Raw genomic sequence first — 21,083 nt, forward strand, 5'->3', positions numbered from 1 at the left:
GGGCACCAACAAGAACTACGAGTTCGGCGGCCGCTGGGGACTGGTGCGGATGCTGGAGCAGGCGCACATCGAGCCGGTCGATAGCGCGAACTACCAGTTGACGTGGCAGGCGAGGCCAGATGCGCCAGAAGAGCCAGGCGCCAAGAACCAGGCCGACGGGCATGGCCAGACCCTCGCCGAAGATCCCGACAGTCTGACCGCGCGCAGCGCCAAGGTGCCTGTTATGGCGGACTTGACCTATCCGGTGCGCTACCTGATGCGTACCGAGGTCGGCCCGGGACCACTGGAGATGCTGGCCCTGCGGGGCTTCGTGCTGCCATCGCGCATCTTCGTGGGCCGGGAGCCGCGGGTCGCGGCACGTGGCACTCCGGGCCCACGTCAGTAGGCAAGCGGTCAGGGTCTTTCACGAAGTTGTCGTAGTCTTCCCGGCTAACTTCCATCGTTGCCCCTTGATGTCCAGGGTTCCCGGCGCTCCGGCGCTCAGGCCCGCAGATACCCCTCCGCCAGCGCGACCCAACACGCCGCGCCAAGCGGAATCAACTGGTCGTTGAAGTCGTAGCCGTCGTTGTGGATCGAGCAGCCGACCCACTCGCCGGTGCCATTGCCCAGCGCGAAGTAGCAGCCCGGCATCTTCTCCAGCATCCATGCGAAATCCTCGCTGCCCATCTGCATCGATGGCGGCACCTGGATGACCTTGTCGCTGCCAAGCACGCTGGCCACGGCCTGCCGCGCGATGGCGGTGGCTTCCACGGTATTGCAGATCGCGGGCGCGAGGCGCTCGTAGGCGATGTCCACCGCCACGCCACAGGAGGCGGCCTGGTGCGTCACCACCTCGCGGATGCGGTTTTCCAGCAGGTCGCGTACCTCAGGCACGGTGGCCCGCACGCTCAGCTTCAGCGTAGCGGTCTCCGGGATGATGTTGTAGGTGCTGCCGGCTTCCATCTGGCCCACGCTGATCACGCCGGCATCGACCGGCGCCACGTTGCGCGCCACGATGCCCTGCAGCGCTACCACGGTAGCCGCCAGCGCCAGCGTGGGATCGGCGGCGCGGTGGGGCATGGCGCCATGGCCGCCTTTGCCGCGGAAGGTGATCGTGGCGCGGTCCGACGAGCCGCCCATCGGGCCGCTCTGTACCACCGCCATGCCCACCGGCAGGCCCGGCGCATTGTGGAAGGCGTAGATCGCATCGCAGGGGAAACGCTCGAACAGGCCGTCGTTCATCATGGCGAGCGCGCCGGTCATGCCTTCCTCGTCCGGCTGGAAGATCAGGTTGAGCGTGCCGTCGAAGTTGCGCGTGGCGGCCAGGTATTCGGCGGCCGCCAGCAGCGTGGCGGTATGGCCGTCGTGGCCGCAGGCGTGCATGCGGCCGGGCACCTGGCTGGCATAGGGCAGGCCGGTGCGCTCCTGCAGCGGCAGCGCGTCCATGTCGGCACGGATGCCGATGCTGCGCGTGCCGTTGCCCACCTTCAATTGCGCCACCAGCCCATGGCCGCCGACGGTGTGCACGTCGTAGCCCCACTCGCGCAGCAGGGCGGCGGCCATCCCGGCGGTGCGCGGCACGTCGGCGCCAAGCTCGGGATGCGCGTGGATGCGGTGCCGCAGTTCGGCGAAGCGCGCGGTGGATTCGTTCAGGGCGGACGGGACATTGCCTGGAGTCTGGGTCATGACAGTACGATCCTGGATGTGCTGTGGAATCGGGAAAGAGGGAAAGAGGGGAAGACGATCCTGGCGCGCGTCAGTCGCGGCCCGGGTGGCTGGGGAACAGCGCCAGCGCGCTCAGGCTGATGCAGGCGGAGGCAAACAGGTACCAGGCCGGCGCCATGTTGCTGCCGCTGGCGGCGATCAGCCAGGTGACGATCAGCGGGGCGAAGCCGCCGAACACGGTCACGCCAAGGCTGTACATTACCGACATACCGGTGGCGCGATGGTGGCGCGGCAGCGCCTCCATCATCAGTGCGGCGCCGGCGCCGCTGCTGACCGACATCAGCGCCACGGCGCCGCCGATCAGCGCCATGGTGAGCGGCAGCTCCGGCCCCGACGAGAGCAGCATGAAGTTGGGGTACACCAGCGCCAGCGATGCCAGCCCGCCGGCAAACAGCAGCGGCTTGCGGTGGGGCAGCCGGTCGGCCAGCAGGCCGGACAAGGGCGCCACCACCAGCATGGCGAGGCCGGCCATGCACGCCGCCAGGAACGCGGTGACGGGCGGCATGTGCAGCGTGTTCACCAGGTAGGTGGGCATGTAGAACACCATGATGTACATCGACGAAGTCGAGCCGGTCATCAGCAGCATGCCCAGCAGCAGCGTGCGGCCATGCTCGCGGAACACCGCGCCGATGCCGCCGTGCTGCCCGCCTTCATGCGTTTCCTGCAGATGGCGGCGGATATACATGCCCACGGGCGCGATCAGCAGGCCTAGCAGGAACGGCAGGCGCCAGCCCCAGTCATGCATGGCTTCCGGGCTGAGCAGGGCCGATACCGCAGCACCTGTCAGCGCGCCCAGCAGCGCGGCGCCGCCTTGGGTGGCGGCCTGCCAGCTAACCAGGAAGCAGCGGTTGCGCTTGCTTGCCGACTCCAGCAGCAACGCGGATGCCGCGCCGACCTCGCCGCCCGCCGACAAGCCTTGCAGCAAGCGGCCGAGCACAACCAGCACGGTCGCCGTCACGCCGATGCTGGCGTGGGTAGGCGTGAACGCGATCAGCGCCGTGCCTGCGGTCATCAGTGCAATGGTGAGCGTGAGCGCGGTCTTGCGGCCGCGCCGGTCGGCAAGGCCACCGATCAGCACCGCGCCGAGCGGACGCATCACGAAACCGGCGCCAAACGTGGCAAAGGACAGCAACAGCGAAGCCAGCGGGCTGCTCGACGGAAAGAACAACTTTCCGATGGTGGCGGCGAAGAAGCTGTAGACGGTGAAGTCGTAGATCTCCAGCCCGTTTCCGATCGCGGCGGCGACGATGGCGCGGCGCGAATGCGGGCGGGCCGCGGTAGGGGCGGCGGTGGATGCCGTGCCGGCGGGGCTGGATAGCGCGGTAGGCGCGTGGGTCATGCTTTCCTCCTCGGGTGGGATTGGCTCGGGACGGCTGCGGCGCGGCGCCGTCTCTACTGGTGTGCTGGCATGGTAAGAGCGAGGCGCCGGATAAGCACTTCGCTTTTTTTCATGGGTATGAGGATCGGGAATAGGCGGGAATAGGCGGGAACAAGCGGGCATGGGCGCCAGCCATCGGGAATGGCGGGCGATGCTCAAAGGGGGGGGCCGCGCAAGTCGGCGGGGGGCAGCTTACGCGCGTCTATGCAAAGGCGCAGGCGCAGGCCAGTTCAGGGGGCGGCCGCGCCGCCCGGGGCCGGGGAGTTGCCGGAAAGCGCTTCCAGCATGGCATCGTGCAGGCGAGCCGCGGCCCAGGTCAGCACATGCCGGTCGCGCGTGACCAGGGAGATGGCGCGCTCGGGCACCGGTTCTTCCACCTCGATGAAGTCCATATTGTCCGTGACGAACTTGCTGCCGCGCGATTCGCTGGAAAGCAGGATCAGGGCATCCGCCTTCCAGCACAGTTCCAGCGCCAGTCCCATGGAAGTGCACTCGATCACGCGCGCGGGGGGCGCCAGGCCATTGCCCGCGAACAATTGGTGAAAGGGCGAACTGGTGTCAGAGAGCGGGTCCAGCACCAGCCAGTCTGCCTGCTGCAGCAAGCGCACCGAGCGGGCCGCGCGCAGCGGGTGCCCGCGCCGCCCGGCAATGATGGTCGGCAGACGGCAGGCCTGGGTGCAATCCAGCCCGCGGTCTGCCGGCAGCAACTGGGAGGTCACGGCAAAGTCCATGGTGCCCTCGCGCAGGTGCTCCAGCAACTGCGTCGGCCGCATCTCCTGCACGCGCAGGCGCGCGTTGGGAAACTCGCGCCGGAAGGTGCTCAGGCAGGCCGCCATCGGCCGCATCACCGCCGTGACCGGCGTCACGCCAACCGTGATCTCGCTGACCACGCTGCCCATCATGTCTTCCAGGTCCTCGCGCGCGCGCCGCACGCTCTCGCTGATCAGCCGGGCATGCGTGACCAGCCGCTGGCCATGGGGGGTAAGGCGCACGCCCTTGCTCGAACGCACGAACAAGGTGGCGCCTACGCTGCTCTCCAGTTCCTTGATGGCCTTGCTCAGCGCGGGCTGCGTCAGGTGAAGGATGCGGGAGGCTTCCTGGATGCTGCCGGTGTCGGCGATGGCGGCCAGGGCGCGCAGCTGGTTAAGCTTCATGGGGAGCCTGCGGAGTCGTGGACGCACATGTTAAAGGCAAAGCGCCCGGCGCAGGTGCCCGGGCGCGGTAACGAGCGCCGCAGTTCGCGCTCAGTGTGCCGTTACGCCGGCCGGGCTTGCCGCTGCGGCAAGCGCGCGTGGGCCCTTGTGCGCCGGCAGCTCGCCGCTGAAGGCAAAGTCCACTTCCGGCACATAACCGCTGATGATGTCGGCAATGGCGCGGCCCGAGCCGCAGCCGTGCGTCCAGCCCAGCGTGCCGTGGCCGGTGTTGAGGTAGAGGCCGTCGATCCCGCTGGCACCGATATACGGCACGTTGCCCGGCGTGGCCGGGCGCAGGCCCGTCCAGAAGCGCGCCAGTTCAGGACGGCTCATGCCCGGGAACACGTCCAGCGTGCGTTTGACGATGGCGTCGCAGCGCACCGGGTTCAGGTCCATCGCATAGCCATTGAGCTCGGCGGTGCCCGCTACGCGCAGGCGGTCGCCAAAGCGCGAGAACACCAGCTTGTACTCGTCGTCGGTCAGGCTCACGCTGGGCGCGCGCGCGGGGTCGAGTACCGGCAGCGTCACCGAGTAGCCCTTGGCCGGATAGATATCCAGCTTCACCCCCAGCGGGCGCGCCAGCATCGGGCTGAAGCTGCCCAGCGCAAGCACATAGGCATCGGCGCTTTCGATCTGGTAGCCGCCGGTTTCATCGGCGATCTCCACGCCGCGCATCCTGCCGCCATCGGCATGCAGGCGCTGCACCCGCACGCCGTAGCGGAAGCGCACGCCAAGCGCCTCGCACTTGGCCGCCAGCTCGGTGGTGAAGCGGTGCACGTCGCCGGATTCGTCCTCGCTGGTATAGGTGGCGCCAGCCAGGCGCGGCGCGATATTGGACAGCGCCGGTTCCAGGCGTACGACTTCGTCGGGCCCGATCACGCGGCGCTCGCAGCCCAGTTCGCGCATGATGCGCGCCGGCTCGATGGCCGCGTCGAATTCCTTCTGGCTGGTGTAGAAATGCAGGATGCCGCGCGTCAGGTGGTCATACTCGATGCCGGTTTCCTCGCGCAGGGCCTGCAGGCTGGCGCGGCTGTATGTGCCCAGGTTGAGCAACTGGATCATATTGTGGGTGGAGCGCTTAGCCGTGCACTCGCGCAGGAACTTCACGCCCCACGACCATTGCGCCGGGTCGGCGCGCAGGCGGAACAGCAGGGGCGCATCCTCCCGGCCCAGCCAGCGCAGCATCTTCAGCGGCGCGGCCGGGTTGGCCCACGGCTCGGCATGGCTGACCGAGATCTGGCCGCCGTTGCCAAAACTGGTTTCCCGGGCGGCGCCCGCGTTGCGCTCCAGCACCACCACCTCATGCCCGGCCTTGGCCAGGTACCACGCAGAAGCGACGCCGATCACGCCGGCTCCCATCACGATGACTTTCATTCTTCAGGCTCCGGACAGCAAAAAGGGGCAGACAGGCCATCTGGCCTGTCTGCCCCCACTGTCCTTTTGCCTGAGAGATTCGCCGCACCCACCACGGGTGCCGGCTTGCCCCTTCGGCGGCCGCATGCCGCGCCACGCTTGGTGGTCCGGTCCGGCGCTCTCCAGTTTTATCGGTTTCCAGTCTTCTGCACCTGAGCGTTTCAGGGGTACGCCTTCGGTAGAGGGGGTAATCCGGTGGTAGCCAGACCGCCTCATTCTCCTGGAAGCCGCACCATAGCACGCGTGGCAGGGAGACTGCAAGGGCAGTATAGGGGCCCGGCAGCGGCGGCGCCAGCCCGCCGCGGGGCCGCGCGCTGTAGCAGCGTTCTGTAGCAGTCCGGCCGGCCCAATTTGGGAGCCGGCGCAGCGGTGACGGGCGTCCGGCGCTCGTCACCGCGCGTTGCCACACCCGGGCCAGCGAGGGTTTGGTGATGCGGTTCGTCGCAACGGCGGGGGCGCTCTCGAGTCAGTGTGCCGTCATGGCCAGCATGGGGTCCCGCCGGGTGCACCGCGACGAGGCGAGCGTGGGCTCGTCGCGCCGTCTGGCGGAGCGGCCTACCGGCACGGGTCGCGGCGTTCGTTCACGGTGCGTACACGGTCGATACGTGCCAGCGCTGCCGCCCATCTGTGTGCGCGGAAACACACTGCGCTTCCGGTTACACATTGTAACCTTTGGTAACACGTGATGTAATGTGTATTGTAAAACGCCATACACATTCCGTTATGAGTTCAGAGAAATCTGTCGGCATCAGCTTCCGCGTGACGCCTCACTTCAAAGCCCTCCTTGAGGCAGCCGCACAGCGGGAGAAGCGCAGCCTCACCAATATGCTCGAGGTGGTACTGGCCGACTACTGTCAGCGCCATGGCATCGGCGGGGAGTCTTCAACTCGCCAAGAAACGACGGCAGTGGGGAGGGGCGATGAGTGGACTGCAGACGTTTCTGGCGGGCATCAGCCCCACCTTGGGCCAGTTGGGCGGCTTACCCCTCGGCGTCTTTGTGCTGGTTGTCCTGCTGACCGGAGCGTTTCTGGTCGGCTACGGGATACGTGGCATACCCTTGTGGTGGCGCCTGCGCGCATCCGTCCGCCGCATCGAACTGTTGCGCAAGGCTGGCAGCAGCGTCCGTCCTGATGACCTTGCCGATATTTTTCGCTGGGCGCCTGTCAAGCATTTGTGGGCGGAGTACAGCCACACGCTTCATGAGTTGAAGAAGGCGTCGAACGGGGAGTTGAGCGTGGTGGAGGTGCGAGCCACGGTGCCGGCAGAAGCGTTCTTCACCCGGGAAGTGCTTGTGGACAGTCGCCTGTTCGACGATTTCACGCGCCATCTGCCGGGTGTTCTTACTGGGCTCGGCATCATCGGCACCTTTGCGGGCCTATTGGATGGGCTGGGGAAATTTGACCCCTCTTCCACTGCCGCCGCCGTGTCGGGGCTGAAGCCGTTGATGGCGGGGGTGCAGCACGCCTTTGTGGCGTCCGCTGCTGCAATCGGTTGCGCGATGGGCGTGACCTTCGCCAGCAGGCTTGTCCTGGCCTGCCTCTACCAGTTGGTCGAGCGTCTGAACCAGGCTATCGATGCGTTGTATGAGACGGGGGCGGGGGAAGAATATCTGTCTCGGCTGGTGCAATCGTCCGAGCGCAATGAGGCACATACCGCGCAGCTTAAGGATGCGTTGGTCGAAGACATGACCAAGTTGATGAACAACCTGGTCGACCGTCAAATTCAGGCTCAGCAGGAAGCTTCCCGACTGCTGGGCGACCGTATCGGAGAGACCATCTCCGGGTCTCTGGCTGCGCCGATTCAACGGATGACGGACGCGATGGAGCAGACCCACCGCGGCAACGGCGAAGCGGTCACGGGGATGTTGGAGACCATGCTGTCCGGGTTTATGGCGAAGCTGGAGGATACATTCGGCGGCCAGATGCGCGGCATCAATGAGCAAATGCAGCGGTCCATGGACGCAATGACTGCCGTCCAGTCATCGCTTCAAAGCCTTTTGTCGGATATTAAGACCACCAATGAACACGCCGCCAGCCAGATGAGTGGCACGCTGGAAGAGGCGATGAAGAAGGCGGCTGATAATCAGCAGGTTCTCACGGACCAGATGCGGCAGTTTGTCCAGGAGTTCCGGAGCCTGGTCAGCGATGAGCAGGAAAAGTCGAAGCGCGCGATGGATGACGCGGTCATGAAGGTGCTGGGGGAGGTTGCCGCCGGCATGGAGCGCATGGAGGGCTTCCGCAAGGCGGCCGCAGCCGAGGAGACGAGTCGCAATCAACAGCTGAGTGACCAGACCAACCAGCTCGTCGGGGGGCTCACAACGCAGGTGGATGGTCTGCTCAAGTCCGTCGCCGACCAGGTCACCAAGACGCAACACAATATTGATGCCCTGGGCAACGTATCCTTGCGCGCTATCGACGGCATGAATCAGGGCGCCTTGACCCTGAGTGCCGCAGCCCAGCGTTTTGAGTCTGCAGGAAGTGCGGTAAGTGGCGTGTTTGACCGGTCGACACGGGTGTCGGAGCAGCTGACGTCGGCAGCAAACACGCTGCAGGTGGCGGCAGTGGCGGTCCAGCGTGGATTTGACCAGTACGACTCCACGCGCAGGACCGTCGACGCGCAGGTGGCATCGCTGACCGGCCTAATCGAAGCGGCGAAGAAGGAGGCGGGCGTCTCTAAGGACCTGGTCGAGAGCATTAAGGCCAGCGTGGAAGCGTTGCGGCGAGCCGAGTCCGATAGCCGTACGCATCTGGATAGCGTCAATGATGCCCTTCTGAAGGCGTTCCATGAGTTTGGCATTCAGCTGGTCGGTTCCGTCAAGCAGACCATCGCAGAGACTGACCGTCACCTCTCGCAGGGGACGGGGCACTTGAATGGCGTCGTGCAGGAACTGGCGACCGCAGTTCATCGTATGAGGAAGACGTGAGATGCTCGGCCGGGTAATTCTCAAGCGTGGCGCCAAGGCGGAGGGCGAAAGTCCGTTCTGGATTTCGTTCTCCGACCTGATGACGGCACTCATGACGCTGTTTCTGGTGGTGATGGCGGTGACCCTTGTCGCCGTCACCAAGAACCTGACGGCTGAAGAGGAAGCGAAGATTCAGCGCGAGAAGGATATTCGCGGCGTGATGGCGCAAATCAAGCGAGACTCTGCCCAGAAGAATGTCAACGTCGACGAGTCGACCTACCGTATTGACTTGGGCGACGTCGTACGGTTCGAGAGTGGCGACTACTCCATCAAGCCGGACGCTGCACGCTTCTTGCGTGACTATATTCCAGTGCTATTGAACGCCAAGTCGACCCCGGAAGGGCAGCGATGGATGCGTCGGGTGGTCGTGGAAGGGTTCACGGACCAGGATGGCACGTACCTCTATAACCTTGGCCTGAGTCTCAATCGTAGCCGAAGCGTGGTATGTATGCTGTTTGCTCGCCCCGCGACGGGCGAACGCATTTTGACGGCGTCTCAGCTCCGGCAAGTCCAGGACCTCTTTCTGGTCGGCGGTTATTCCTTCAATTCCATTCGCCAGGACAAGGCGGCCAGCCGCCGCGTGGAGCTAAAGATTGAGTTCTGGGGGGTAGACGAAAAGGGGCCGCCGGCGAACGCGCTCACCAACACCAAGGAGTTCGGACAGTGCTAGCCACGGTGGCGCTAGAGCGCCTGAGGTTCGGGTTGGCCGATGCGCTGGCCTCGATGGACATCTCGGGAGGCAAATTCGGCTTCCCCGAGTATGTCAAACAACAAGCCGCCGAGTCGGAGAAGTTGTTTCAGGGATACAGCCAAGGGGAACGGAACCGAGAGGATGCCTATGCGGCCGCCCGAGCCCTCGTTCGCGGTCAAACGCTCAATGCGTGGCAGCGCGACCTCGCGGCGTCGGCCCTGGCGGAGCCGATTCGTGAGTTGTCGGGCGTCGTGGCGCTTGGCTGTAAGCACTTCCCTGCGCTCCTGGCCTCCTATGAGGTCGAGGCGCAAAACGGCGAGCTGTGGCGGCTTACCTGGCATGGCCTGCTGAGCTCATATTTTTCCTTTGACCCCAGCGCTAGCGTGTCGGATGCGGCGAAGGCCGGCTGGCAACAACTTCGCCTTTTCCTCGAACGGAGCTGGCCCGTCATTGACAGGGGGACGGGCAGCTCGCAGGTTCCCGATTGGGTGGCCGTGCTCCGGAGCGAGTCACAGGTATTGACCGACAAGCCGGCAGACAAATACGCACGTAGCTACCTGATGGGCGACACCGGGCCGGTCGAGAGAATTGCTGCCGACCTCGGCATCCCCCCTTCAAGCTGGTTTTGGCACGCCTTGGTATTGGGGGTCGTTCGCCAAGCCACCGCAACCACGGATGCGGAGTTCAGGCAGCGGATTCCGAGATTGCTGCAGCTGATTCACGATAAGCCGGTGTTTCGGGATGAAGCGGTCGAGTTGATTCTTGTTCGTTACCATGCGTGCAAGGGCGCTTCCCAAGACGAGCGTCTGCGCGACTTTGTGGTGCAACCCTCGGTCTGGAAGAATCCCAAACTGAAATCGGCAGGGATTGCCACGGCCTGGAATCGCGTGCCTGAGCCCGTCTGGCGGATGGTCTTGGGCTGGGTCAACGAGCGCAATCTCAAGGATTTCTTTGACATTCTGGCTGCGCGTAACAAGGCCGATGAAGGACGACTAGCCTTCTGGTCCAAATACATGAAGCAGATTGACTGGACGCGACTAGTCTTCAGTGCAGACACCATGGCGCTCAAGTCAAGTAATGCTGGAGTTCGCGACCTGATTGCACGGGAAGAGGGCTCCTACGCCAGGTTCACGGGCAAGCAGGATGTTGATGCGTTCATGATGCAGATTGGCTCATTTCTTATTATCGAGTTCAGCAAGAAGCCAAACGCGTGTTACGTGTATGAGGCCACGTCACTCCCGTTCGAGCCCTATAGTCACCACTATGATGGCGGGACAGAAGACTTGGCGGCAGGGTATCGCGAGGGGTGTGCGGCGCGAATTGTGCATACCCCGGGCTGGCAGCCCCGTGCGGACGACAAATTGAGAACCATTGGCATCCGGCCCGATGCGCCAGCAAGCCAACCGCATGCCACCGCTGCATCGTCGAGTCGAAGCGCAGGCGCTTCCTCCTCGCGAGGGACACAGACCGCTAGCACCACGGCAGGGAGTGGTCGCGGCGGACCAGATATGTTGCTAGTGCGTGGTCTCGTCAGCCGATTCCCGGGGGCACGGATTGATGACAGACGGAGTACAAATGGTGGGCGGCTGTGGGTGAATGACGACCTGCAGAATGCCCAGCTCGCTGCCGGACTCAAGGCGTTTGGCTTCCGGTGGGCGAATAAGAGCCAAGCCTGGTATTTTCCGGAGAGTTGATGGGACTGTTCGATTTCTTCAAGCGCACCTCAGGCTCGACACCTGATAGGCCGGTACTCAATACAACGTGGACCCAGGATGGCGTCAATGTTGTGTTCGCGAAGCCGCTTGACGAGCCAACCTTGGAGGCGTTGCTGGCTGCGGTTGACCGAGCGGGCCCCGGCGAGTCAGTTCTCGCGGCCTATTTGGCTCAGTTGATAGCCGAGGAGCAGTGCAGCCTCGACATCAATGGCGTGCAGATTGGGTGGGAGGCCGCCTATGGGCTGCTGCGCTCCGCGGAGCATCAAGGCGCGATTCAACTGTTAGGGCTGCCGCCAATTGGTCCGCTGCGACCCATTCTGGGTTGTACCGGGACACTCTCGGAGCCGGAATTCGAGATTGTGGTGACCGGATGGGCCGATGGGAGTCGCGGCGTGAAGCCCAACCGCGTCGAAGGCGCCGTCGTAGAAATTGGCGATGTACCACAGCTACTGTCAGCGGACGCGTGGGCTACGGTCGCCGAGGTCGATGCCTTTCGACGGCGACCGGGCGACAAACGGAATCAGCACGACAATGAGCTCGCGTGGGGTCGTATCCGGGGATGCGCGGACAAGGCCGGCGCGCTTTACGCGACACCTTACCTCGAAACCACTTACGTGCTGACGCCACAGACACTACGGCTCCCATTGGCCAAATCGGAAACGCCGTTTGGCCGTGTGCTGACGGTAGCGCCGACGTTCGATGGCGCCCCCGACGGGTGGCTGAATGCCTTCGATGGGTTCAATGGGGTGCAACCCCATTATGACCTGACCCGAGGTGCCGGACGGGTGCGCGTGGTTGTCGCGGACCCGGTACGCCAGGTGCTGGAGGTCATCAAACGCGAGATGCCGGGAAGACGCGTGGCCGGCGCCAAAGCAGAGAAATTCATACATAACCCTTGGGCTTACCTTGGTGAAAGTGCCCATGAAGTCCTGAACGAGGACGACTTCGAACTCGACCGGGCAGGGGCCGGTGCGCTGGCCGCGGTATTTGGCATTGTGGGCCGCATCGAGGACGCGCGTTTGAATTCCGTGGACCTCTGCGTGACGGAGCATTTTGCCGGGGGCGCGGCCCGTACCGAGCGGCAGTCATTTGCCACGCCAGATGAGCTCGACGCGTTTAACGCAGCACTGCGTGCAGCCCTCGAGCACGACCGCGAGCGTTTCGCCTGGGAGGAGTATGACCTCACCGTCGATGCGGAATCGACGCTTCAGTTGGAGCAAGGTCAACAGTTGGCGCACCTGTGGCGCACGCAGCCGGCCGAGCAGATATCGTTCGACGACGTCTACGAACTGGACGGGTACAGCAGCCGCATCGAGGGGATTGGGGAAGCCAAGCCCATTTACGTGCCAGTCTTCCAGGCGCCGTCGAACAAGCGTGAGGGGGAGGACGGTTGGACGCCTTCGGACCTGACCCCCATGGTCCGTGTGACGTTGCAAGGCCACGAGGGGGATGTCGTCATCCCGCTGAGCAAGCAATGGGTCGAAGGGTTTGACGTGCAGGTAGGCGAAGCCGAAAAGGATGGGCAGGCTTCGGTGCGCAATCCCGACCTCCCGACCGCTGTCGCGACCGCGCAGGCCAGAACGTTGGTCGAGAGTTTCAAGAGCATGCTTGGGGCTCAGGAGAGAGTCAAAGGAGAGGCTGCCACCGGCGCCAAAGAGACGCGCGGTGCGCGGCAGACCCTGCTGGTTAAGACCAATTTTCATGGTGTTGACTACGTTGAGGTGCGCAAGGCCTCCCTGGCACTTCCGGCGGACGCCGAGGCGCAACTCCCGCGCTCAATGCGACCCACAGTTGGATTGAAGCAACATCAAAGGAAAGGCGTGGCCTGGTTCCAGCACCTTGTGTCGAAGGCGCCTCACGAGTGCCGCGGGGCCCTTCTGGCGGATGATATGGGCTTGGGAAAGACGCTGCAGCTCCTGTCCCTGCTTGGCTGGTATTACGAACAGCGACCTCAGTCTGCGCCGTCGGTCATCTTTGCCCCCAAGAGCCTCCTGGAAAATTGGGCGAATGAGGCGGCAAAGTTCTTCACGCCGTCATTCCCCGAGGTGCTGGTGCTGTATGGGGAGGCACTAAAGGCAAGGCGGCAACCGCTAGGTCTCATCGATGTTCAGCTCCAACAACAGGGCATTGTTGAGTTGCTGAAGCCAAACTGGGCGGGGTCCGCAAAGGTTATTGTCACCACGTATGAGGTGCTGACCTCGTATGAGTTTTCGTTCGCGAAACAGCCGTTTGCAATGGTCATTTGCGACGAGGCGCAACGTATCAAGACGCCGGGGACCCGGGTCACCTTGGCCGCGAAGAAGCTGAAGGCTGATTTCCGCATCGCGTGTACCGGCACGCCGGTGGAGAACTCCCTCGCGGATTTGTGGTGCCTATTCGACTTCGTTCAGCCCGGCCTCCTGGGGGCGCTGGAGGAGTTCGGCAAGACCTATCGCCGCCCGATTGAGTGCAAGACGGAGGATGAGGCACAGGCTCTCGGGTATCTCCAATCCACGATTGCGCCGCAGACGCTCCGACGAACCAAGGCCGATATTGCGGACGAACTCCCGCGTAAGTTCTTTGCGAAGAAGGCGGCGACAGGAACGGAAGTGGAGTTCAAATCGACTCTTGAAGAGCACGAGCGTCTTGATATAGGCATGTCTGAGCATCAACGCATCCTCTACAAGGGGGGGCTGAAGAAGCTGCAGGATGCGACCCAGGAATCGGATGGACGCAAGCGAGCAAGGCTCTCCTTCGGTGCACTTCATCTCATGAAAGCCGTTTGCGCCGAACCCTATTGTCTGCCTGGGACGAAGTTCCTGATGGATAAGAGCGGTCGTGATGCGCACCTGGGGAACTCGCCCAAGCTGCGTTGGTTGCTCGAGCGGTTGGAAGGCGTCCGGCGGGCCGGCGAGAAGGCAATCGTCTTTACCGAGCTACGCGAAGTTCAAGCGGCCCTGTTCTATTTCCTGCGTGAATCCTTTGGCATCAAGCCCATCACCATTAATGGTGATTCACAGGGGAGACAGGCCTTGCTCAACAAGTTTGCGCAGACCGGGGGGTTCGACGTCATCATTCTTTCGACTTTGGCGGCGGGGGCCGGCCTGAATGTCACTGCCGCTAACCATGTATTCCACTTCACCCGGGCGTGGAATCCAGCGAAGGAGTCGCAGGCGACCGACCGCGCTTTCCGTATCGGGCAAGAGCGTGATGTCTTCGTGTATTGCCCGACGGTCGTGGCGGATGACTTTGACACATTCGAAGTTCGCCTTGACCAACTGCTGAAGCGGAAAGCGGGACTCGCGGGTTCCACGCTAGACCAGGGGGAACTGGTGACCATGTTGAACGGCACCGGCGGAGATGCGACCTTTAGCGAGCTCGTAAGCAGTGCCGGGGAAGGCGCCGCTGTGCCAAAGCGCTACCTCACCATGGACGATGTCGACCGGATGGACGGTTTCAGCTTTGAGGTCTTATGTTGTTTGCTCTGGGGGAAATCTGGATATCAGTCAGTAGTCACACCGAAGCGGCGTGGTGACGGTGGTATCGACGTCGTAGCCTTGCGAGGGCGTGAAGGGGTGCTCCTTCAATGCAAGAGTTCTATCAACGACCAGGTCGGATGGGATGCCATCAAAGAGGTAACAGCGGGCGCCGCCAAATACCAAGCGCAATATGCGGGCACAAAATTCCGCAAGATAGCCGTTACCAATCAGGCATTTACCAGCGGTGCGGTCAGCCAAGCCGAAGCCAACCACGTTGAACTGGTTACCCGGCAACGGCTGGCAGAGCTACTCGGTGCCAATCCGGTGACGAACTTTGAGTTCGACGAGTGTCTGATGGCATGGTCGCCGATTGTGGCGGAGGCAGCTTAATGCCGAGAAGCAGTGAGGCATGGAGAAGAACTTGGTAGACTGGGCAGGGACTCTTTACCCGTATTGTTGCGAGTACCGTCGGCAGAGGCTAGGCTCTGGGGGGAGAATTGGGGGCGCAGAGACGCCGCCCCCAGCTTTTCACCTATTTCGATTGAGATGCACCACCGGAGGGCAAGCCGCAGGCCCCGATTGATGCCTGCGGAACATAGGGGCGAGCATTCGTACGTTGTGCAAAGCGTCTCCTAGGTGGTGATGGCTTGTAGATGCGCTTCGTAGCGCCCGAATGAATCGTCCTGTCTCAAGTGCGCGTACACCGCTAGCACGGTCTCGAGCTTGTCATGCAGCAATTGAGCAACGGTGGGGTAATCATGAGGGTGCTTGCACAGGTAATCCGTGGCGACAAGGTGACGCACGGCGTGGGGGCCGAAGCCGGGGCAATGCGGAATCAGTCGGCGAGTTAGCTTCAAGACTTGCTGGTTAAGTCCTTCCCATTTTTCTGAGGTCTGACTACTCGGGAATACCCACGCAGCGAGAGGCTGTTTGTGCAGCAACCGGGGTCGGAATTCGTCCAGGTAATCGACAATGCGGTTGGCCATTGCGCGCGGCAACGGAGCATCGTAGTTCTTGTGTGCTGCACCCTTTTCATTTTTGAAATCTGCAGCGATGAACCGCAACCGCCATTGACCATCCTGTCGGCGATATAGGTTGCCGGACTGGTCATCCCGGTACTGCATCAGCATAAAATTGCGTGCTCGCAGCGGGTTGGCGAGGAGCATCGAAAGCAGTAGTGCGTCGCGCTTAAATACGCTCTCCTGGCGGCTGCCAGATGGAGCCGCGTCAGCGGCTTGGTCTAGGGCTTCGATGGCGCGTAGAACTGGCGCCAATGGCTCTTGCAGCATCATTAGACCGCGCAGCGGGTCCTGGGGGTCGCGAGATACTTGTGTGGCCGATTTTTTCCAAACACCGCACAGCTTAAAAGTCTGTTCGCACATTGTTTCCCACTGACGCCCCGCCTGAGCGACAGTGACCTTGCAAGCGAATGCCGGTTGCTGTGCCAGATAGCCGGTGCGTGGATGGGTCAGACAAGCGACAAGTGCTGCGAATTGGCTTTGGCCCCAATGGATGAGCCCGTCGGACCGTGACGTCATAAACTCTAAATACGCATCGACGGCTTCTGGTACTGCCAACCAGGCAAGTGACTGTGCCTCGGCGGATGCCAGGCCCCACCCACCCGTGGAGGTGGGTAGCGCGAGAAATCCGAAGAATGCGCGTAGTCGCCCCAGCGTCATCGCGGCCGCAGGAGACCCTTGTCCATGGTGATAGGCCAGTTGAGGTAAGCTGGCACCAATCTTGGTTGCTGGAAGTAGGCGCCATACGCCCCTGCCCGAGCGCTCGATTTTTGGGAACTTAGTAACTTTGTAGTCAAAGAGCGCCGTCCATTCCGACACAAAGTCCGAAGTCATCGTATCGAAGCGCGAGAGATAAGGATTTTTTGTATTGCGCCGTTGACGTTCGCGAAAGGCAATGCTTGGGGTAGTTGCAGTTGATTGACCCGCATCAGCTGTGCGCAGTTCGGCGACGGCGCCGCAAAGACGGTCCGGCTCCAGTCCCAACGCTTGCTCGAGTCGTCGCACGGATGGCAACGCTCGGATGTTCGGAACGGCCCCCTTTAGCCAGCGGTGAATCGCCGATACGGATGTGCCGCAACGCTTGGCGATACTCGTAGGCGATTCGTGTATAGCCGCGACCGCTAGGCGGAGCGTTTGATGAAAGCCGGATGGAGGCGTTTCGGCTGCCGTGGCTGCCGTGGCAGTCGAGGCCATGGTGTGTTCAGCCTCCAGCATGTTGAAACTGTCCCGCCAAGCGCGCAAATGACTTCTGCGGTCGGCTTTCGTATGAGCGCTTAGTTGCAGCGAATCCCCATATGACGTCAGGTGCGCATCGAACTGTGTGCGCAATTCTCGACCGATACGACTATCGGCTGATTTCCCTAAGGACGTCAGAAACGAGTGCAGGGTGGAGAGGTGATTGCGATAGGTCTGGGTGGTGGCGTCGGGACCTTCCGTGTCTGAGGGGGTGCGGGGGTGCAGGCGGCGACGGTGAAAAGTGATTAAATCAGCATACGTATAGGTCATCGTGGTACCGTTTGAGGCGCACGAGTATCGTCGAATCTTTCCTATACATACGTTATGACGCAGATGCTTGCGATAACGTGATAATCCTAACGTATTGATTTCTATGTGAAATTTCATGATATCGCCTACCTTTTGCTTGGGAAGCAGGTGCTCGACGATTCGTTATGTCTCCTGAGTTGACGACACCCGTGGCAAGTTGGGGTGTCATATCTAGCGCAGCTGTTTACAAATCAGCTGCTCTACGATTCGTTATGTGTCCTGAGATGGTTGACGACACCCGTAGCAAGTTGGGATGCCATATGTAGTGCAGCCGTTTATATGTCTGGTGCGAAGCATCCAGTTGCCCGTGGAGCGCGGGCGGAATTTCGCGACCTCCTCCCGGACTGTGTCGCAAGCCAGCGCCGTTGGCCGCTAGCGCCTGCACCTGCTTCCCTGAACCGAAAGGCTTCGTTGCTAGAAAGCAACGTTGGCTGTCTATTGGGAGCGAATCCGAGTCGGTGGACAGACAGTACTAGTCGTGGGGCTTGCTCTGCGCAGCTGGTACGGGTGCGAGAACGTCTACGACGTCGACTCCAAGCGCCACGGCAAATGACACAAGGTTGTCGAGTGACACATTGACCAATAGGCGCTCGACTTGGCTCACGTACGTGCGATGCAATCCCGCACGGTCGCCCAGGTCTTCCTGCGACATGCTTTTCTCTTTCCTTAACCGTTTTAGATTCTCTGACAGTCGCTTGCGGGCTGTCTGCTGTGCTTGGGTCAGTTCGGGCATACGCACCGGAGCATGGCCTAATGAAGCACATGAATCTACAGTGTATGAATCTACAGAGTTTACATCTACAGAGTTTAAATCTACACTGCGGTCCTTTATGAGCGACTCCGTCCCCCCAAGGGGTACCGAATCTTCTTGGCGGAGTGGAGTTTCAGCATTCGCCCATCCTATGGATTGGGGCGACTGAAGCTAAGAAGTTCAAACAGAACAAACAGGACAGAAAGTGAGAAGTGCAAGTGTTACCTATGCCCCTGCGACAACGCGAGCAGTGCTCGCCCGCTTTGGCGTTTCACTCGAGGCGAGCGTTAGTAAGGAGCGTATCAAGTTGTCGCCGCACGAGCTTCCAGGGGAGGTCGAGTGGCGGGTGGATTTACTACATTGGTACGTACAGAAGCTCGTGTTCGACTTGATTTGGCTCCCAATGGAAGAACAGCCCGCATATCTAGGGCGGTTGCAGGATGTGCTGGTTACTGATTGCCAACTTCATCATCTGGAGGCCCAGTTGGTGGCGGAACTCGCCGATTCCAGTCTGAAAAGCTTGGAGGGCCGGCTAAGGCAAAATGCACAGGGTCAACGGCGTCTCCTCGAGCGCATGCACACCTCATGGGACGTTCTCCAGGACCGATACACGAGTCTCGTATTGTCCTCCGTACGCAGATGACCCCGAAGCGCAGAGTCCTATTTCTAGACTTTGATGGCGTTCTGCATCCGGTGTCTTCGCTCACCGGATTCGCCATGCGCATGTCGCTGCGTGATGCAATCAAGCATGGGCGGCTCTTTCGGTGGACGTGGGTGCTTGAAGAGATTCTCGAAGAGACGGACGTGAGCATCGTCGTTTCTAGCTCCTGGCGCTTTCTTCTTTCGAGGACTCAAATATTTGAGTATCTCGGTCCGCTAGCACGAAGGTATTGCGGGGTGACCAATATCGAGATGTCCCGGTGGCAGGGAATTCAGTATGCTGTAAATCAGATTGGACTGAACGATGACGATTGGCTTGTCCTAGACGACCATGCAAGTCAATTTCCTTACCCGCTGCCCCGGCAGCTCGTACTCTGCAATCCGGAGAGCGGTGTGTGGGAGCCACGCGTGCGTGAGCGTGTACGCGCGTGGTCTGTCGGCAAACAGCCAGGAGTTGAGCAGAGTGATGACGAGTGAAAGGCAATTGAGAAGTGATGCGCAAGCGGATGTCGATGACGTGGCGTCATGGTCTCTGGTCTGGGGCGAGCGACCTCCACGTCTTCACGTGCTCTCCGATGTTCATCTTGAAACGGGGCCGTATCAGATTCCGCATGGACTTGAATTCGACATCTTGGTGGCAGCCGGGGACATCGGGCCTGTCGAACTGGCGGTCCCGTGGCTCGCTGGACTAGGAGTGCCGATTGTCTACGTGCTCGGCAACCACGAAGCGTGGGACCGCGATATCGGCTCGATTGTGGAAGCAGCGCGTAATCTGGCGCGCGGCACGGATGTACACGTGTTGGAGCAAGAATCCGTAGTCATCGGCGGTGTGCGTTTTCTCGGTGCGACCCTGTGGACAGATTTTGGTGAATGGCATCCCGCGTTGGTGCAGTCAGCGGCAACGCATATGCAAGACTATCGCTACATAAGCGCGACGGAGTGGTATCAGCAAAGTGGGAATGCGGACGCTGTTCGTGGTCTGCTCACCTCGGCCGAATTGCCAGGCCTTGAACCCAAAGGGTCCACTGAAGGAACTATTGCATTCTCACCGGCAATCGCTTACTGCATTCACAAGAAGACAGTTGCATGGTTGGAGGATGAGCTATCAGAGTCATTTTCGGGGCCAACTATTGTTGTCACCCACCACGCGCCTAGCCGACGATGCTTATCTAGTTTCGGGGTTGACGAAGGTGTATTGAATCCGAGCAATTGGTCCGATATGCGGCATCATCCGGACTTCGTTCGGGTGGGTGCGTACGCAAGCGCTCTCGAGCCCTTACTTGCAGAGCATAGGACGAAGATTGCGGCATGGGTACACGGTCATCTTCACATGCATGCCGACCTTCTGGTGGAAGGCGTGCGCGTAACGTCGAACGCTCGCGGTTATGCTCTCGGCGTAATCACAGAAAGGGACATTACCGAGGCTCGCTGGCTGGGTCTCCGACTGACGCGCAAGGATGTTGAGCAGAGCGAGTTGCGATACAGAAATAACCCGTTTTTGGGGGATGGGAAAGACTTTGACCCAAGCTTTGTGCTCGACCTGTCAACAGGTTTTCACGCCCCGCTTACGTCTGCGCTTGAGGAAGTCGTCGCCGAAGTGGAAGCGATTATCTCTGATTGCAAGAAGCTGCTTCCATATATCAATATCGAGCTTGATGTACCCCGTTACGCAGTCCGCCGAGCTTTTGCGGACAATATTCATCGAGCCGAAATAGTGCTGGATAAGGTCGCATCCGGCCCGGCTCTGGCGCTAGACAAACATGCTGGAAAGACTCTAAGCATTATTGAGACGCCGCCGCACCTACCAGCGCTTGCTTCATTCAACAACGGACATGTTGAGCCATCAGCAGAGAAAATGTATGCCAGAGTGCTAGCAAACTTGGAGAGCTGGCGTCTGTGGCTTATGGATATTCCAAGCGCAGCTTCAGTTGCGCAGAAGCGTTGGTGTCAAGTCGCGCTGTCGGCCCTGACCTGGTGTCAAGGACGCGGAACTGTAGCTGACTTGCTGCGTCCGAAATGGAGAGGGGCATTTGAACTCGCAGAGTGTCAGCATATAACACTGGTAACTGATGAGCCGGACGAGTCCGATATGTATCTCGCCTTAGACAAATACTTGGTAGATAGTGGCTACAGAGGTTTCGTGCCCATGATTGAAGCCAGGGACGCACTAAACGCTGCAGATAGAAATCGCCTTCTCACCGGTTCCGACTTGCGGGCAATCTGCGGCGACATTTGATGGGCGTTCATGGGGACAGAGTCGGCGATGCGGAGCTTGCCTGGAACTTCTAGGCTCCGTACAACAAGAATTCCCAGCGTAGCAAGGAGAACGACATGCCCACGGATGTTACGCAACTCCCGGCCGAGCTTGCCGCCCAGCTTGGGGTGAGCGCAGAGCTTGCTCAAAGCATCACTTGCGCCATCGGGGCGTTCTGCTCGCAGGGTCCTGCTACGGTCGATGCTGTCGTGAATTGTCCGGATGCGGTACTTGGTGGCCTTATCAAGACCGGCGTAGCTACGGCCAGGATGGAACCATCGCTAGCGCAAATTCCCTGATGTTTGAGGCGCGGAGGAATAGCCGGTTGCTGGCGCTGAAG

General features: G+C 61.2%; 12 protein-coding genes, 1 pseudogene and 1 riboswitch. Of the genes and pseudogenes, 7 read left to right on the forward strand and 6 right to left on the reverse strand.

From position 1 onward, the window contains the following. Positions 1 to 385 (forward strand): annotated as a pseudogene (locus tag AC1DS6_RS18320) (ImcF-related family protein); the annotation flags it as partial. Positions 386 to 480: 95 nt separating this feature from the next. Here the strand turns inward: AC1DS6_RS18320 and AC1DS6_RS18325 are convergent. The 4 genes from AC1DS6_RS18325 to AC1DS6_RS18340 all read right to left on the reverse strand — a co-directional run bounded on the left by AC1DS6_RS18325 (position 481) and on the right by AC1DS6_RS18340 (position 5,649). Beyond that, positions 481 to 1,665 carry a M20 aminoacylase family protein gene (locus AC1DS6_RS18325; protein ID WP_441629754.1) on the reverse strand — a complete coding sequence of 395 codons (1,185 nt, stop codon included), beginning with the start codon at positions 1,663 to 1,665 and terminating at the stop codon, positions 481 to 483. Between the two features lie 70 nt (positions 1,666 to 1,735). Then, positions 1,736 to 3,043 carry an MFS transporter gene (locus AC1DS6_RS18330; RefSeq protein WP_441629755.1) on the reverse strand — a complete coding sequence of 436 codons (1,308 nt, stop codon included), beginning with the start codon at positions 3,041 to 3,043 and terminating at the stop codon, positions 1,736 to 1,738. A gap of 269 nt (positions 3,044 to 3,312) precedes the next feature. Then, entirely contained in the window at positions 3,313 to 4,236 is a 924-nt protein-coding gene (locus tag AC1DS6_RS18335; RefSeq protein ID WP_477102885.1) for a LysR substrate-binding domain-containing protein, read from the reverse strand. Between the two features lie 90 nt (positions 4,237 to 4,326). Continuing rightward, on the reverse strand, positions 4,327 to 5,649 hold the full coding sequence (locus AC1DS6_RS18340; RefSeq protein ID WP_477102886.1) for a D-amino acid dehydrogenase: 1,323 nt from the start codon (positions 5,647 to 5,649) through the stop codon (positions 4,327 to 4,329). A gap of 48 nt (positions 5,650 to 5,697) precedes the next feature. After that, positions 5,698 to 5,824: riboswitch (glycine riboswitch) on the reverse strand. Between the two features lie 783 nt (positions 5,825 to 6,607). On the opposite strand from AC1DS6_RS18340, the gene zorA reads away from it, so the two are divergent. From zorA to AC1DS6_RS18360, 4 genes are read left to right on the forward strand one after another with little or no spacing between them, the layout of a single operon-like run. Continuing rightward, complete coding sequence (gene zorA / locus AC1DS6_RS18345) at positions 6,608 to 8,611, forward strand: anti-phage ZorAB system protein ZorA (protein WP_441629758.1); 2,004 nt, start codon at positions 6,608 to 6,610, stop codon at positions 8,609 to 8,611. 1 nt (position 8,612) lies between these two features. Continuing rightward, positions 8,613 to 9,320 carry an OmpA/MotB family protein gene (locus AC1DS6_RS18350; protein WP_441629759.1) on the forward strand — a complete coding sequence of 236 codons (708 nt, stop codon included), beginning with the start codon at positions 8,613 to 8,615 and terminating at the stop codon, positions 9,318 to 9,320. Then, entirely contained in the window at positions 9,314 to 11,035 is a 1,722-nt protein-coding gene (locus tag AC1DS6_RS18355; protein WP_441629760.1) for an EH signature domain-containing protein, read from the forward strand. The genes AC1DS6_RS18350 and AC1DS6_RS18355 overlap by 7 nt, the downstream gene beginning before the upstream one ends. Then, positions 11,035 to 14,904, forward strand: a complete 3,870-nt coding sequence (locus tag AC1DS6_RS18360) for an SNF2-related protein (protein WP_441629761.1) — start codon at positions 11,035 to 11,037, stop codon at positions 14,902 to 14,904. Before AC1DS6_RS18355 ends, AC1DS6_RS18360 begins: the two co-directional genes overlap by 1 nt. 242 nt (positions 14,905 to 15,146) lie before the next feature. Here AC1DS6_RS18360 and AC1DS6_RS18365 read toward each other — a convergent pair whose 3' ends face one another. Beyond that, on the reverse strand, positions 15,147 to 17,156 hold the full coding sequence (locus AC1DS6_RS18365; protein WP_441629762.1) for a hypothetical protein: 2,010 nt from the start codon (positions 17,154 to 17,156) through the stop codon (positions 15,147 to 15,149). A 394-nt stretch (positions 17,157 to 17,550) separates the two neighbouring features. Beyond that, positions 17,551 to 17,811 (reverse strand): helix-turn-helix domain-containing protein, encoded by a 261-nt coding sequence (locus AC1DS6_RS18370; protein ID WP_441629763.1) that lies wholly within the window; start codon positions 17,809 to 17,811, stop codon positions 17,551 to 17,553. Between the two features lie 657 nt (positions 17,812 to 18,468). Here AC1DS6_RS18370 and AC1DS6_RS18375 point away from each other — a divergent pair. Next, positions 18,469 to 18,966 carry an HAD domain-containing protein gene (locus AC1DS6_RS18375; RefSeq protein WP_441629764.1) on the forward strand — a complete coding sequence of 166 codons (498 nt, stop codon included), beginning with the start codon at positions 18,469 to 18,471 and terminating at the stop codon, positions 18,964 to 18,966. Continuing rightward, the gene (locus AC1DS6_RS18380) at positions 18,953 to 20,725 is read left to right on the forward strand and encodes a metallophosphoesterase family protein (protein ID WP_441629765.1); all 1,773 of its coding nucleotides are present in this window, start codon (positions 18,953 to 18,955) and stop codon (positions 20,723 to 20,725) included. Before AC1DS6_RS18375 ends, AC1DS6_RS18380 begins: the two co-directional genes overlap by 14 nt. Positions 20,726 to 21,083 lie beyond the last annotated feature (358 nt).

The sequence above is a fragment of the Cupriavidus sp. 05L310 genome, from assembly GCF_056398185.1.

What these genes read in the sequence shown, in the direction of transcription:
- AC1DS6_RS18335 (WP_477102885.1), bottom strand. Translation starts at nt 4,236, where the DNA reads ATGAAGCTTAACCAGCTGCGCGCCCTGGCCGCCATCGCCGACACCGGC.
- AC1DS6_RS18365 (WP_441629762.1), bottom strand. Translation starts at nt 17,156, where the DNA reads ATGAAATTTCACATAGAAATCAATACGTTAGGATTATCACGTTATCGC.
- AC1DS6_RS18370 (WP_441629763.1), bottom strand. Translation starts at nt 17,811, where the DNA reads ATGCCCGAACTGACCCAAGCACAGCAGACAGCCCGCAAGCGACTGTCA.
- AC1DS6_RS18330 (WP_441629755.1), bottom strand. Translation starts at nt 3,043, where the DNA reads ATGACCCACGCGCCTACCGCGCTATCCAGCCCCGCCGGCACGGCATCC.
- AC1DS6_RS18360 (WP_441629761.1), top strand. Translation starts at nt 11,035, where the DNA reads ATGGGACTGTTCGATTTCTTCAAGCGCACCTCAGGCTCGACACCTGAT.
- AC1DS6_RS18340 (WP_477102886.1), bottom strand. Translation starts at nt 5,649, where the DNA reads ATGAAAGTCATCGTGATGGGAGCCGGCGTGATCGGCGTCGCTTCTGCG.
- AC1DS6_RS18350 (WP_441629759.1), top strand. Translation starts at nt 8,613, where the DNA reads ATGCTCGGCCGGGTAATTCTCAAGCGTGGCGCCAAGGCGGAGGGCGAA.
- AC1DS6_RS18375 (WP_441629764.1), top strand. Translation starts at nt 18,469, where the DNA reads ATGACCCCGAAGCGCAGAGTCCTATTTCTAGACTTTGATGGCGTTCTG.
- zorA (WP_441629758.1), top strand. Translation starts at nt 6,608, where the DNA reads ATGAGTGGACTGCAGACGTTTCTGGCGGGCATCAGCCCCACCTTGGGC.
- AC1DS6_RS18325 (WP_441629754.1), bottom strand. Translation starts at nt 1,665, where the DNA reads ATGACCCAGACTCCAGGCAATGTCCCGTCCGCCCTGAACGAATCCACC.